Source organism: Kribbella yunnanensis (assembly GCF_039529655.1).
In the GTDB taxonomy this organism is placed as follows: Bacteria; Actinomycetota; Actinomycetes; order Propionibacteriales; family Kribbellaceae; genus Kribbella; species Kribbella yunnanensis.
Genome location: NZ_BAAANF010000008.1, coordinates 258,124 through 271,368, shown reverse-complemented (window position 1 = coordinate 271,368; position 13,245 = coordinate 258,124). Strand labels below are relative to the sequence as shown.

General features: G+C 67.3%; 12 protein-coding genes and 1 riboswitch. Of the genes, 5 read left to right on the top strand and 7 right to left on the bottom strand.

Annotated features, from left to right (window positions below):
- Positions 1 to 102 precede the first annotated feature (102 nt).
- From lysX to ABD231_RS12755, 3 genes are all read left to right on the top strand, one after another.
- Entirely contained in the window at positions 103 to 3,456 is a 3,354-nt protein-coding gene (gene lysX / locus ABD231_RS12765; RefSeq protein ID WP_344149806.1) for a bifunctional lysylphosphatidylglycerol synthetase/lysine--tRNA ligase LysX, read from the top strand.
- An 80-nt stretch (positions 3,457 to 3,536) separates the two neighbouring features.
- The gene (locus tag ABD231_RS12760; protein WP_344149804.1) at positions 3,537 to 4,442 is read left to right on the top strand and encodes a hypothetical protein; all 906 of its coding nucleotides are present in this window, start codon (positions 3,537 to 3,539) and stop codon (positions 4,440 to 4,442) included.
- A 61-nt stretch (positions 4,443 to 4,503) separates the two neighbouring features.
- On the top strand, positions 4,504 to 5,331 hold the full coding sequence (locus tag ABD231_RS12755) for an alpha/beta fold hydrolase (RefSeq protein WP_344149802.1): 828 nt from the start codon (positions 4,504 to 4,506) through the stop codon (positions 5,329 to 5,331).
- A 330-nt stretch (positions 5,332 to 5,661) separates the two neighbouring features.
- On the opposite strand, the gene ABD231_RS12750 is transcribed toward ABD231_RS12755, so the two are convergent.
- Both ABD231_RS12750 and ABD231_RS12745 read right to left on the bottom strand, forming a co-directional pair.
- Positions 5,662 to 7,035 carry an L-serine ammonia-lyase gene (locus ABD231_RS12750; protein WP_344149800.1) on the bottom strand — a complete coding sequence of 458 codons (1,374 nt, stop codon included), beginning with the start codon at positions 7,033 to 7,035 and terminating at the stop codon, positions 5,662 to 5,664.
- An 81-nt stretch (positions 7,036 to 7,116) separates the two neighbouring features.
- A riboswitch (glycine riboswitch) is annotated at positions 7,117 to 7,208 on the bottom strand.
- Between the two features lie 165 nt (positions 7,209 to 7,373).
- Positions 7,374 to 7,721, bottom strand: a complete 348-nt coding sequence (locus ABD231_RS12745) for a DUF3817 domain-containing protein (RefSeq protein ID WP_344149798.1) — start codon at positions 7,719 to 7,721, stop codon at positions 7,374 to 7,376.
- A 97-nt stretch (positions 7,722 to 7,818) separates the two neighbouring features.
- On the opposite strand from ABD231_RS12745, the gene ABD231_RS12740 reads away from it, so the two are divergent.
- Positions 7,819 to 9,258 carry an alpha/beta fold hydrolase gene (locus tag ABD231_RS12740; RefSeq protein ID WP_344149796.1) on the top strand — a complete coding sequence of 480 codons (1,440 nt, stop codon included), beginning with the start codon at positions 7,819 to 7,821 and terminating at the stop codon, positions 9,256 to 9,258.
- Between the two features lie 4 nt (positions 9,259 to 9,262).
- On the opposite strand, the gene ABD231_RS12735 is transcribed toward ABD231_RS12740, so the two are convergent.
- Genes ABD231_RS12735 through ABD231_RS12725 form a run of 3 tightly spaced genes read right to left on the bottom strand, consistent with a single transcriptional unit; the run spans position 9,263 to position 10,820 of the window.
- Complete coding sequence (locus tag ABD231_RS12735) at positions 9,263 to 10,129, bottom strand: helix-turn-helix domain-containing protein (RefSeq protein ID WP_344149794.1); 867 nt, start codon at positions 10,127 to 10,129, stop codon at positions 9,263 to 9,265.
- Complete coding sequence (locus tag ABD231_RS12730) at positions 10,126 to 10,677, bottom strand: DUF6879 family protein (RefSeq protein ID WP_344149792.1); 552 nt, start codon at positions 10,675 to 10,677, stop codon at positions 10,126 to 10,128. The genes ABD231_RS12735 and ABD231_RS12730 overlap by 4 nt, the downstream gene beginning before the upstream one ends.
- Positions 10,674 to 10,820, bottom strand: a complete 147-nt coding sequence (locus ABD231_RS12725) for a hypothetical protein (protein WP_344149790.1) — start codon at positions 10,818 to 10,820, stop codon at positions 10,674 to 10,676. The genes ABD231_RS12730 and ABD231_RS12725 overlap by 4 nt, the downstream gene beginning before the upstream one ends.
- Before the next feature lie 225 nt (positions 10,821 to 11,045).
- Between ABD231_RS12725 and ABD231_RS12720 the strand changes: the two genes are divergently transcribed.
- Positions 11,046 to 11,339 carry a hypothetical protein gene (locus tag ABD231_RS12720; RefSeq protein ID WP_344149789.1) on the top strand — a complete coding sequence of 98 codons (294 nt, stop codon included), beginning with the start codon at positions 11,046 to 11,048 and terminating at the stop codon, positions 11,337 to 11,339.
- A 61-nt stretch (positions 11,340 to 11,400) separates the two neighbouring features.
- Here the strand turns inward: ABD231_RS12720 and ABD231_RS12715 are convergent, their stop codons facing one another.
- Both ABD231_RS12715 and ABD231_RS12710 read right to left on the bottom strand, forming a co-directional pair.
- Positions 11,401 to 11,628: a hypothetical protein gene (locus ABD231_RS12715; protein WP_344149787.1), complete on the bottom strand. Its 228-nt coding sequence runs from the start codon at positions 11,626 to 11,628 to the stop codon at positions 11,401 to 11,403.
- A 172-nt stretch (positions 11,629 to 11,800) separates the two neighbouring features.
- Positions 11,801 to 13,228, bottom strand: a complete 1,428-nt coding sequence (locus tag ABD231_RS12710; protein WP_344149785.1) for an aminopeptidase P family protein — start codon at positions 13,226 to 13,228, stop codon at positions 11,801 to 11,803.
- Positions 13,229 to 13,245 lie beyond the last annotated feature (17 nt).

Below are 13,245 nucleotides of genomic sequence, written 5' to 3'. Positions count from 1 at the left end.
TCGCATACCGGCCAAGGCGTTGGCTGTCGCCTCAGGTATACCCAGAAGGTGGAGCTAGCACGACCGAAAGTTAGTCCTGGGGAGTGGGATGATCGCAAGGTGGTGTCTGAACAAGCGAAGGTGATTCCGGCGTGGCAGCACCGCGCTGCGGTGTGGGTCGGGCGGATCGTGATGCTCGCCGCGGTGTGGTCGTTTCTTGCGATTGTGTTGCATCTGTTCGCCCCGGCGTACGTGAGACGGGTCGACCAGGCGTTCGACTTCTTCGGGATTCCGGCCGGGCACACGTTCTTCCCGGCCGTCTACCTGGCGGTCGTCGGCAGCGCACTGCTGCGCGGGAAACGTGCGGCGCTGCTCTGGGTGCTCTGGGTGTTCGAGGGGCTGTGGCTGCTCGGGCTGATCGCGTACGTCGCCTTTGGCAGCGTGCAGCTGAACAACCCCGAGACCGCCCTGGTCGACGACCTGGACCGGATCACCATCCAGAAGCTCGAGTTCGGCATCCTGCAGGTTGTCGTGGTGAGCGCGCTGATCGTGCTGCTGTGGAAGATCCGCGGCGCGTTCCCGGCGCGGCTGGCCCCCGGTAGCCGGCGGCTCGCCATCGGCGCCCTGATCACCGGGATGCTGATCTCGGTGGCCGTCAGCATCTCGCTGACCCAAGTTTTCCCGAACACGCTGACCGGCCAGCGGCAGAAGATCGGCTGGGCGGTCGTGGCCGCGTTCGGCCAGCAGCACAGCAAGCTCGACGGGCACAAGGGACACACCTGGGTCGGCCTGGTTGTCAGCGCGATCTCGGCCGCGTCGCTGGTGATCGCCTTCGCGATCTTCCTCCGATCCGCACGCCGGGTCCGGTACCTGACGCAGCCCGAGGAGCTCGGCGTACGGCGGTTGCTGCTCGAGAGCGGTGAGCGGGATTCCCTCGGGTACTTCGCGACTCGCCGGGACAAGGCGGTCATCTTCTCCGCGGCCGGTGACTCGGCGATCGCCTATCGGGTGGTCAACGGGGTCAGCCTGGCCAGCGGTGATCCCCTCGGCGAACCAGCGGCCTGGCCCGGGGCGATCGAGGCCTGGACCGCGGAGGCCCGCCTGTACGGGTGGTCGCCAGCGGTCCTGTCCGCCAGCGAGGAGGCCGCCCGGGCGTACGTCGACGCCGGGTTGCGGGCGCTCGCGATGGGCGACGAGGCGATCATCGACGTCGCCGACTTCAGTCTCGAGGGCCGCACAATGCGTCCGGTTCGGCAGGCGGTGACGCGGGCTCAGCGGGCCGGTTACCGCGCCGAGGTGGTTCGGCACGGCGACCTGTCCCCCGAGGCTCTGGCGAGCTATGTCGAGCTGGCCGAGAAGTGGCGCGGTGCCCAAACGGAGCGTGGGTTCTCGATGGCGCTGGGCCGGCTGGGCGATCCGGCCGACGCGCGCTGCGTGATGGTGATCGCGCGGGACTCCGATGGCAAGGTCCGCGGTCTGTTGTCCTTCGTGCCCTGGGGTGTGCGCGGTGTCTCACTCGACCTGATGCGCCGCGATCCGGAGTCCGTGAACGGTCTGATGGAGTTCATGGTCACGTCGCTGGTGGAGGCTTGCGGGGACCTCGGTCTGCACCGGATCTCGCTGAACTTCGCCATGTTCCGCGAGATCTTCAGCGACGCCGAGCGCGTCGGCGCAGGCCCGGTGCTGCGACTCACGAACGCACTGCTCACCGCCGCCTCCCGCTTCTGGCAGCTGGAGAGTCTCTACCAGTCCAACGAGAAGTATCTGCCGCGCTGGTCACCACGATTGATCTGCTACGCCCGTGGCGCCTCGCTGGCCCAGGTGCTGCTGGCGGCCGGTACGGCGGAGGGCTTCCTCCCCGCGCCTCGGCCGTGGACGCGCGTCGACCGGGTGACCGGTGGCGAGCGACACGCGATCCAGGCCGGCGACGGCGACCAGTTCGCGGCCACGGTTCGCGAGCAGGAGGAACACCTGCTGCGGCCGGCGCTTCCGGAGCGCAAACTCACCGAGCAGGAGCAGATCCGCCGTACCAAGCTGGTCGGGCTTGTTGCCGCAGGCATCGATCCGTACCCGGTCACGGTGTTACGGACGGAGACGATCGAGCGGATCCGCGAGCTGCACCAGAACTTGCCCGCCGACCATCGCACCGGCGAGACGGTCTCCGTGACCGGCCGCGTACTGCGGATGCGGGATCACGGCGGTCTGTCGTTCGCCCAACTGCAGGACGGGCTGGTCCAGCTGCAGGTGATGTTGTCGGCCGATGCGTGCAGCGAGGCGGCGCTCGATCACTGGCGGCGGCTCGTGGACATCGGCGACCACGTCAGCGTCACCGGCGAGGTCGTGACGAGCAAGCGCGGTGAGCTGTCCATCGCAGCCACCGAGTGGATGATGGCGGCCAAGTGCCTGCACCCGTTGCCGGACAAGCGGAAGGGGTTCACCGACCCCGAAGCCCGGGTCCGGCAGCGGCACATCGACCTGGTGATGAACCCGGACTCGCTGCGGATGATGCGGCACCGCAGCGCCGCCGTACGGGCGATGCGGAACGGGTTCGAGACACGTGGGTTCATCGAGGTCGAGACGCCGATGCTGCAGGCGGTGCACGGTGGCGCGAACGCGCGGCCGTTCCAGACGCACATCAACGCCTACGACACCGATCTGTTCCTGCGGATCGCGCCGGAGCTGTTCCTGAAGCGGCTCAGCGTCGGCGGGCTCGGCAAGATCTTCGAGCTCAACCGCAACTTCCGCAACGAGGGTGCGGACGCAACGCACAACCCGGAGTTCACGTCGGTCGAGGCCTACCAGCCGTACGCCGATTATCACGTGATGCGCGAGTTGACCCGGGAGCTGCTGATCGAGGCGGCGACCGCGGTCTTCGGCAAGCCGGTGGTGCAGCGGCCGGACGGCGAGATCGACATCTCGGGCGACTGGCCGGTGGTCAGTGTGCACGACGCGGTCGGCCGGGCGGCCGGCGTACCGGTTGATCCCGGCACCTCGGTGGAGACGCTGCGGGAGCTGTGCGTGAAGCATGGTGTGCACACGACGTTCGAGCTGAGCGCGGGTGAGCTGGTCCTCGAGCTGTACGACGAGCTCGTCGAACCGCACACCACGTTGCCGACGTTCTACACCGACTTCCCGCTCGAGACCTCACCGCTGACCCGGACGCACCGGACCGAGCCCCGGCTCGCCGAGCGCTGGGACCTGGTCGCCTTCGGGGCCGAGATCGGTACGGCGTACTCGGAGCTCGTCGACCCGGTCGAGCAGCGGCGGCGGCTCACCGAGCAGTCGCTGAAGGCCGCGGCCGGTGATCCCGAGGCGATGTCGCTGGACGAGGACTTCCTGAGTGCGCTCGAGTACGCGATGCCGCCGACCGGTGGGCTGGGGATCGGGGTCGACCGGGTGATGATGATGCTGACCGGGCAGAACATCCGCTCGACGCTCGCTTTCCCGTTCGTCCGCCCTGCTTCGCGAGATTCTTAACACTGCGCTGGGTCGTCTCCAGTTGGTCGGCCCCGTAGCCTGGAGCAGGGCGCGGGGTTGGGGCTACTGGGGCGGGGTTGATGAAGCAGGTTGCGGTAAGTGGGGCGCTGCTGTGCGTGCTGGTGGGGTGTGCGGCGCCATTGGTCGATGGTGGATCGGAGCCGACACCGAGCGGTGGGACGGCTGTTGCTGCGCCCTCGGGACCACAGGGGCCGTTGGGTCAGGCGGCCTATCAGGGTGAGTTGGCCAAGGCTGACAAGTCGTTGGCGACGAGCTTGAGGGCGCTGGCTGGTGCCCAGACGGCCGAGGGGCTGGCTCAGGCGATGGGTGACGTGTCGAAGGCGTTGAACACCGCCTCCGGGAAGCTGGCCGCATTGACGGTGGAGGGGCGACTGAGCGCCGTACACCAGTTGTTGCAGGACCGGATCGGGGTGGCGGCGTACAAGCTGTCTGATCCGGAGCAGGCCGAGCTAGACGCGCGGTGCGGCGGTGGGCCGTACACGTCGCAGAAGGTCCAGCGGCAGTTGCGGACCGACCTCGCGCCGGCGCTGGCGGCGCTGACCAAGCTCAAGCTCGCCTTCGGGCGTTCGCTGCCCGACCCGGGACCGGCGCCGAAGGTGGTCCGGCCGGAGAACGGCGAGACCGTCGTACGGCGTGGGGACGCCGGAATCGGGCGGTTGTCGATCACCAACGGTACGGCGAAGGATGTCGTGATCTCGGTGGTCACGGACGGGAAGCCGCCGCGGGAACCGCACGTGATGACGTACATCCGGGCCGGGAAGTCGGCCGCGATCACGCGGATCGGCGGGGCTTATCACCTGTACTACAAGAGTGGTGCGGACTGGAGTTCCTCGCGGCGTCAGTTCGCGATCGGCTGCTCGTTCCTGAAGTTCGACCAGGCGTTCGGTGCGGACAAGGCGTGGAAGATCAACCTCCGCCCGACGGTCACCGGGAACGCGTCGACGAGTGAGGTCGAGGCTTATTAGGGTTATGTGACATCGACCATGTCACGATGACAGAACGCCGTACCGGGGTCACGATGAGGTCATGAGTGCAACCGCGAGCGTCACCGTGGCCGGGGTCCCAGGGGTCGAGGTCGCCTACTACCGCAAGGGCTCGGGCGACCCGCTGGTGCTGCTGCACGGCATCGGCCACCACTGGCAGGCCTTCGACCCGATCGTCGACCAGCTCGCGGAACACCACGACGTGATCGCCCTCGACTTCCCCGGTTTCGGCGAATCCCCCGACGTACCGCTGGGTGTCCCGAACGAGCTCGACAGCTTCGCCTACACCGTCGACGCCCTCTGCAAGGCCCTCGACCTCGACCAGCCGCACGTCGTCGGCAACTCCCTCGGCGGCCTGGTCTCCCTGCGCCTCGGCCAACTCGGCCTGGCCCGCACGGTCACCGCACTCTCCCCGGCCGGCTTCTGGTCACCCCGCGAGAACCGCTGGGCGGTCGGCGTACTCACCAACCTCCGCCGCATCGCCCGCCGTACGCCGGAACCCACCGTCCAGCGCCTGTCCCGCACCCCCGCCGGCCGCCGCGTCCTCACCGGCACCATCTACCACCGCCCGGCACTGCGCGCCCCCGAAGCCGTAGTAGCCGAATCCCGCGCCCTCCGCGACTGCGTAGCCTTCGACCGCGTCCTCACCCACGCCCGCCGCGGCACCACCTTCGAAGGCGACGTCCCCGACGTCCCCGTCACCATCGCCTGGGGCACCCACGACCGCATCCTCCTCCCGATCCAGGCCGCCCGAGCCCACCTCCAACTCCCCCAAGCCCGGATGATCCCCCTCCTCAACTGCGGCCACGTCCCCATGAACGACGCCCCAACCTTGGTCGCCAACACGATCTTGGAAACCACCCAGGCCTGATCTCCACAACAACAGGAGGTATCCGCCAAATCGGCATCGTCTCTGCTCGGCTCAGGCGTGCGGAGAACTCTACGTACCCACCTACGTCCTGTCGCTCGGGCCGTTTCAGAGATCAGCACGGTCGAAGGTCGGCCAGTCGAGTGGCTCGTCCCAGACCCGGCTGTTCATCGCAGCCAGCCGAATACCCTCGCGGAGGAGCCGGGCATCCCCGTCGGCTGGGTGGATCCTCCGTCGGACAGGACGTATACGTCTGCTGGGCCCCCGGACTGCTGACGGCCAGCGTGGTGGCGACGTCTGATTGCGGTATACGTCCTGTGCTTAGGAGGATGCTCAGCATTCGATGACGTTGACGGCTAGGCCGCCACGGGAGGTCTCCTTGTACTTGATCTTCATGTCGGCGCCGGTTTCGCGCATGGTTTTGATGACCTTGTCGAGGGTGACTACGTGGACGCCATCGCCGTGCATGGCCATCCGGGCGGCGTTGATCGCCTTCACCGCGGCCATAGCGTTGCGTTCGATGCAGGGGATCTGGACGAGGCCGCCGACCGGGTCGCAGGTCAGGCCCAGGTTGTGTTCCATGGCGATCTCGGCTGCGTTCTCGACCTGTTCGGGAGTGCCGCCGAGGAGTTCGCACAGGCCGGCTGCGGCCATTGAGCAGGCTGAGCCGACTTCGCCTTGGCAGCCGACCTCGGCGCCGGAGATCGACGCGTTCTCCTTGTACAGAACGCCGATCGCCGCAGCGACCAGCAGGAACCGTACGGCGCCATCGTCGTTCGCGCCGGGGATGAACCGCCGGTAGTAGTGCAGTACGGCGGGAATGATGCCCGCGGCACCATTTGTCGGGGCGGTGACGATGCGGCCGCCGGAGGCGTTCTGTTCGTTGACGGCGAGGGCGAAGAGATTGACCCAGTCCATCACCTTCAGCGGGTCGACCGACCACGGGTCGCGGGTGAGCTTGTCGTGCAGGGCGTGCGCGCGGCGCGGGACCTTCAGCCCGCCGGGCAGGACACCCTCGGTCTCGCAGCCCTCCTTGACGCAGTCCTGCATGACCTGCCAGATCTTGAGCAGGCCGCTGTGGATCTCGTCCTCGGTCCGCCACGCCAGCTCGTTCGCGAGCATGACATCGCCGATCGACAACCCGGACTCGCGGCAACGGTCCAGCAACTCGGCACCGGTCAGGAACGGGTACTTCAGCACCGTGCTGTCCGGCACGATCCGGTCGCCGGCCGCGGCGTTCTCGTCGACCACGAAACCGCCGCCGACCGAGTAGTACGTGCGCTCCCGCAGTACGGCGCCGTCCGCCCCGCGAGCCAGGAAGGTCATCCCGTTCGGGTGGTACGGAAGGGCTTTGCGGCGATGCATGATCAGGTCGGTGTTCTCGTCGAACGCGATCTGATGAGTCCCGGCCAGCCGCAGCCGGCCGAGCTCGCGGATCGTCTCGACCCGGGCGTCGACGGAGTGCGTGGCAACGGTCTCGGGGTCTTCACCCTCGAGGCCGAGCAGCACCGCCTTGTTACTGCCGTGGCCGTGCCCGGTCGCACCGAGCGAGCCGAACAGCTGCGATTCGACCCGGGTCGTCGCGGTCAACAGACCGGCGTCCTGCAGGCCGAGCACGAACGTGCGGGCCGCGCGCATCGGTCCCACGGTATGTGAGCTCGACGGGCCGATCCCGATACTGAACAGGTCGAAGACACTGATCGCCATGATGCGGAGGTCCCTTCCGGTCGTCGTTGACCGAGAGTGGTGTCCTCCCCGCTCTGTTGGACTGCTGTCCTTCAGAGGTGCCTCGCCCGTGCGGTGAAGGTGCCTGAGAGATTCTTGGGGAGAGTTGCTCCTACGGCGCCCGGGTCAGTGGGTATCTCTCCCAATCCCACGCCGTAGCGAGCATGTGCTCGGTGCGGTGCATCGGTGCGCGGGGGCGAAGGGCTAGATGCGGCGCATCTTGCCCTTTGCACCCGTGCGGCGAGGTGCCGTGCCGAGTGCAGCGCAGTAGGTGTGGGATTGGGAGAGATGCCCTAAGCCCGGGTCTCTCCCGCACGGGTTCATGCGGCTGTTGAGTTAGCTTCCGGACGCGACGGTACGGCGGCCTGCTGGCTGCCGTCAATCCGGCCGGTCCGCACTGCCCAGATCTCGAAGAACCAGGTGAACAGCGGCGGAACACTCGCGGCCAGCGCGGCCAGGGTGACCGGCCACGACCAGCGCAGTGGACCGCGGACGAGCAGCACGGTCACGACGTACGCGACGAAGATGCCGCCGTGGATCGGGCCGAAGATCTTCACCCCGATCTCGTTGTCGGACAGCACGTACTTGAACAGCATGCCGATCAACAGGCCGGTCCACGAGATCGCCTCGGCGATCGCCACTGCCCGGAACCACCGTGAGTGTGTCATCGCGCCCGACCCTAACAAGTCCCCCAAGCCCGGCCCGGGGTGGTCTAGGGGCTGCTCCCCGATGTGCGGAGCAAGCGGTTACCGAAGGATCGGGGAGATGAAGAACCCCAGAACGCTGCTCAGGATCACCGCGTGGGGTGTGGTCCTGACAGTCACCGCGGCAAGCCTCGCCGCACTCCCCGCCTCGGCCGCCCCGGCCTCGGCCTCGGCCGCACCGCAGTGGACCGACTGCAAGCCGGAAGGCAAGGACGATCCGGCAGTGGTGCAAGGCTCGCAGTGCGCCACCTTGAAGCTCCCCGTCGACTGGCGGAACCCGAGCGGCCCGACCTTCAACCTCGAGATCGCCCGCCGGACGGCGAAACAGCCGGCCGAGCGCGTCGGCGTACTGGTGTTCGGTCCGGGCGGCCCGGGTGACTCCGGCATCGACCGGATCAAGACCGGGATCAGCCGGTTCAGCCCGGAACTGCAGGACCGCTTCGACATCGTCAGCTTCGATCCGCGCGGGATCGCGCGCAGCAACCCGATCAAGTGCACGAGCAGCCTGTACGCCGCGATGCCGTCACCGCTCGTCCGCGACCAGGCCGAGTTCGACGCGCTGATCGACTACAACCGCCGACTCGCCGACGATTGCCGCAAGCACACCGGCCCGCTCTACGACCACGTCGACACCTGGCAGACCGTCCGCGACGTCGACGCGATTCGCCGGGCACTCGGTGAGCGGCAGATCACCTTCCACGGCAGCTCATACGGCACCCCGCTCGGAGCGCAGTACGCCGAGACTTACCCGCAGCGCGTGCGTGCGATGGTCCTGGAGAGCGTGCTCGACCACAGTCTCGCGACGCCCCGCCAGTTCCTCGATCCGCAGGCCGCGTCTGTCCAGGACTCGTTCGACGAATTCGTCGACTGGTGCGACCGCACGACGACGTGCGCCCTGCACGGCCAGGACGTCCGCGCCCGCTGGGCCGAGCTCCGGAAGCAATCGGACAACCCGTTCATGGCCTCGTTCGCGGTGTTCCGGATGCTCTACGGCCCGCAGTGGAGCGCACTCGCCACCACCCTCCAGAAGGGCGTCATCCCCACCCCGCCCCCGCCGACCACGGAACTCGTCGCCAACACCCTCGTCCCGTTCTGCCAAGACTGGGACCTGCGCGTCGGTACCTACCCCGAGTACGCCGGCCTGCTGGCGCGGCTCGCTCGCAACAACCCGGACATGCCGTACCCCGGTCAGTTCATGGCCATCTCGCTCTGCCTGGGCGCACCCAAGGCGAACAACCCGCAACACCGCCTCGACGTCGACCACCTGAAGACGCCGATCCTGCTCTCCAACGCCCGCCACGACCCGGCCACGGCGTACTCGATGGCACAGAACGTCCAACGCCAGCTAGGCCGCGACGGCGTCCTGCTGACCTACGAAGGCTGGGGCCACGGCAGCTACAACAAGAGCCCGTGCATGACCGACACCATCGACAACTACCTGATCAACCGCAACATCCCCAAGCCCGGTACGACGTGCGCCGCCGTACCGCCGGTTGGGTAGTGGATCAGTCGCCGGACAGCAGCTCGCTCCGAAGGTTGTTGAGGAAATCGGAGAACTGCTGTCCGGTGCGAGCCGCCTTCTTCAGTACGGCGAACTGCCTGCGATACAGCTCGACGTCGTCGGGCCGACTGACAGTCAGGTAGGCGTGGATCGTCTCGACCTGAACGTACGGGTTCTCGTCATCGACGTCTTCGTTCAGCGTGAAGCCGTGCCACGGAATCGCCTGGGTCTCGACGTCCATGGGGATGATGCCGATGGAGACATTGCTGAGGGTGGCAAGGCTGGCGATCCGGTCGAGTTGGGCGATGAGGACCTGCTTCGGCCCGGGACGCCAGCGCAACGCCGCCTCGGTGAGGATGAATTCGAACGAGTGCCCCTGCTCATACAGAATCTGCTGCCGGTCGATCCGTCGTTGAACAGCCGCGGCATAGTCCTGTCCGCCAGTGAGATCTGAGGCGATGAAGACGAGACGAGCGTATTCGGCCGTCTGCAGCAGCCCTGGCACCAAGGTCGGCAGGAAGGATCGCTGAGTTCTCGCGACAGCTTCCCGTTCGCGGACTGTCTCCTGCATGTCCGCGAAGCTGTCCGCCCGCATGAACTCGTGCCAACTGTCGGCCTCGTTCAGTGCCGCCTCGGTGGCAGCAACCATCTGCTCGAGTCGGTCGATGGCACCGGCCTGCTCCAGCCACCGAGTCAGCTCAGGAACTGAGGCGAGCGCATCGCCGCGCTCGATCCGGCTCACCCTGGACTGACTCAGCCCCGTACGGAGAGCAATCTGGCGCCCACTCAGACCGGCCAGCGTGCGCAGCCGTCGCAGTTCAACTCCCAGGCCTTGCCTGGGAGTTCGCGGGGTCTGGTTGTGATCACTCACTCCGGTACGACGTCTGCCTTCCGTGCTGCCAGATAGGTGTTCAGACCGACTGAATGCCGCAACACGACCGCACGCTCGTCGCGGCACCTCTTCAGAACGGCCGGATCATCAGTGTGCTCGAAGCCGACGAAGTGACCTGCCTCGTCATAGTGCATCAGTACGGCGTACGCGTCCGGCGACTCGCTGTCGAACAGCCAGAAGTCCTCGCCGAGCGTGGACAACGACGAATCTGTCGCCCGATCCGCGATCCGGATCTGCTCCCCGGCCGCCTGCGACTCGACGTACCCGACAAGTTCGTAGCGCAGGTATTCCGACAACGGATGGTCGACGACATGGACTCGGGCCCAGCTCTTGCCGGCGACGGTCGTGGCAGCGATGCGCGCCAGCCAGGGCTCGGTACGCACCGACCGTTCCGGGCGCGCCGTGCCCTCCCGGAAAGCTCGCACGCGTTCGTCCTCCGCAGAGATCGCGTAGTGCTGCAAGTTCTCGAGCCGGAAGACATCCTGGGTGAACCGATCGAAGTACGAGTCGAACTCGTCGAAGTTCACGCCACGACTCCGCTCTGGACCTTCCTCGCGTAGTCGATCAGCAACGCCCGCGGCACCAGCACGACGGTCTCGTGGGCCGGCATCTGACTGAGCTGTGCCAGCGCATCCGGATCGAGGAGCTGAGCACCCTGGACGGCGACCATTTCCCCTTCATCAGTGTCGAACACATTGGGGCAAGGACCGTTCTCGCAAGGGCCCGAACGATGGATGAGTCGCATATCGCCTCCACTGATTCGAAATGAGTCAGTCTTCACCATCGCACTCGCCCACACGGCGGTCAACCCCGACCATTCACCGCTTGACATGCACCGTGTCAGACGGCACCCTCAGTCAGGTGAGTCAAAATGAGTCACTCGGAAGGAGCTGACATGACCGCCGACCTCGATCCGGACCGCGTCGCACCTCGCCGCTTCTGGCTCGTTCGTCGGCGCGCCGGATCCGGCACCGGCGGCATCGTTGCCGAGGGCACCTTGTGGTCGAGTGGACGGATCGCCGTGCACTGGCCGGGGCGACCGCCCGCAACGAGCTCCTGGGTATCACTCGACGATCTGCTGGCCCGCGATCGCTCGACCACCGTCGAATGGCTCGATGCCTCGAACGACTGGCGTTGTGAGCACATCGAGTGCGTCGAGTACGACGGCGGCGCGATCTGGATCCACTAGACCGGCGAGGCGGGTGCGCCGATCCCTGCATCCGCGCCCGTCTCGCCTACCAACCAACGAATCAGACCGCGACGCCGCTGATCTCGAGGACGCGGTAGAGATGGTCGCCGCGGCGGGCCTGGGTCGACAGGGCCGTCAGCTCGCTGCAGGCGGCCTCGAGGGCTTGCGCCTGGGTGCGGCAGTGGTCCAGGTACCAGAACGGGTCGTCCGGCTGCGGATCGTCCGCATCGTCGATGTCGGCGTACCAGTGCGCCTGGCCGTAATGGATGACTTTCACTCGCAGATTCATGACCCCACCCCCGTGGATCTCCCCTGATCCGGTGTCGGAATTCGGCCGGCGCGTGACCGCGGCCCCCCACTGTCACGCGCCGGGCCGAGTTCGACCCTCCCCGACGACTACATCGTGTGGACGCCGGTCTTCGTTACTACAGGTGACCAAATAATTTTCGGTGACCATTCAGTCACACTCTGTTGAGGTGCTTGCGGGTCCACTTCTCGAGCCCGTCGGTGTCGATCGGGAGCGCCTCGGTCAGGATCTCGAGGCGGTCGGAGTGCACCACGACGTTGTCCTCGATGCGGATTCCGATGCCACGCAGCTCCGGCGGCACGGTCTCGTCGTTCGGATGGAAGTACAGGCCCGGTTCGACCGCCAACGCCATACCGGCCTCGATCTCACCGGCGAAGTACGTCTCCGGCCGGGCCGCGTCGCAGTCGTGGACGTCGAGACCGATGTAGTGGCCGGTTCCGCAGACGATGAACCGCCGGTGCTGCTGGCCGTCCGGCCCGAGCAGCTCGTCCATCGACACGTCGAGCAGCCCCCAGTCCCGCAGCCCTTCGGCCAGCACGACCATCGCGGCGTGCTGGAAGGCCCGGTACGGCGCTCCTGCCTTCACAGCATCGAGTGCCGCGAGCTGTGCCTTGTGCACCAGGTCGTGAACCTGCCGCTGAGCCGCGGTGTACTCACCGGTGGCCGGGAACGTGCGGGTGACATCCGCCGTGTAGAGCGTGCGGGTCTCGACCCCGGCGTCGAGCAGGATCACGTCACCTTCGTTCACGGCGCCGTCGTTGCGGACCCAGTGCAGCACCGGCGCATGCTTGCCAGCAGCAACGATCGACGCGTAGCCGACGCCGTTACCGGCCGTCCGCGCTCGCCGGTCGAACGTGCCCTGCAGCCAGCGCTCGCCGCCGCCGCGGATGGCCTCCGGCAACTCGCGCGCCACGTCCTCGAACGCGAGCACACTCGCCGCGACCGCGTCCCGCAGCTGGTCCAGCTCCCAGTCGTCCTTGATCCGGCGCAGCTCGGCGATCGACTGGCGCAACGAGTTCCCGTCATGTGGCGAGGTCTGCACGAGCGCGTCGAGCATCGGGTCGACCCCGGGCACCGAGAGCATGAACGGAACCGCGCCACGCAGCGCCGACGGCAACTCCTCGATCGGGCGGCAGGCGATCTGCAGCGCGTCCGACCAGTCCTTCAGACCCGGCACCGGGCCGATCCACAGCTCACCGTCGCGCGCATTCGCGAAGAAGTCGGCCTCCTCCGGCCCGGCCGCCTCGCGAAGATAGAGCGTGGCGTCACCATCGGCCGACAGCACCAGTACGGCGCCCTGGGCCTGGCAGCCGGTCAGCCAGACGAAGTCGCTGTCGGCGCGGAAGTCGTAGTCGGTGTCATTGGAACGCACCGGCGCATGTCCGGCACCGAGCGCGATCCGGCGCCCAGGCAATGCCGCGGACAGCTTGCGCCGATGCTCGGCGGCCGCTTCGGCCAGCCCCTCCGGCACAGTCACGGACCGGTCCACCGGTCCCCAGCCCCGCGCGATGGACTCGCGGAAACCTTTGGCGTCGATGGGGCGGTAGGACTTGGGCGTCTGATCGGTCCGCTCGTCGCTCATACACTCATCAACTCAGG

Bases quoted from the DNA above. Each gene is read 5' to 3' on its own strand.
- ABD231_RS12715 (WP_344149787.1), bottom strand. From the start codon at position 11,628: ATGAATCTGCGAGTGAAAGTCATCCATTACGGCCAGGCGCACTGGTAC.
- ABD231_RS12710 (WP_344149785.1), bottom strand. From the start codon at position 13,228: ATGAGCGACGAGCGGACCGATCAGACGCCCAAGTCCTACCGCCCCATC.
- ABD231_RS12750 (WP_344149800.1), bottom strand. From the start codon at position 7,035: ATGGCGATCAGTGTCTTCGACCTGTTCAGTATCGGGATCGGCCCGTCG.
- ABD231_RS12755 (WP_344149802.1), top strand. From the start codon at position 4,504: ATGAGTGCAACCGCGAGCGTCACCGTGGCCGGGGTCCCAGGGGTCGAG.
- ABD231_RS12745 (WP_344149798.1), bottom strand. From the start codon at position 7,721: ATGACACACTCACGGTGGTTCCGGGCAGTGGCGATCGCCGAGGCGATC.
- ABD231_RS12725 (WP_344149790.1), bottom strand. From the start codon at position 10,820: ATGGTCGCCGTCCAGGGTGCTCAGCTCCTCGATCCGGATGCGCTGGCA.
- ABD231_RS12720 (WP_344149789.1), top strand. From the start codon at position 11,046: ATGACCGCCGACCTCGATCCGGACCGCGTCGCACCTCGCCGCTTCTGG.
- ABD231_RS12740 (WP_344149796.1), top strand. From the start codon at position 7,819: ATGAAGAACCCCAGAACGCTGCTCAGGATCACCGCGTGGGGTGTGGTC.
- ABD231_RS12760 (WP_344149804.1), top strand. From the start codon at position 3,537: ATGAAGCAGGTTGCGGTAAGTGGGGCGCTGCTGTGCGTGCTGGTGGGG.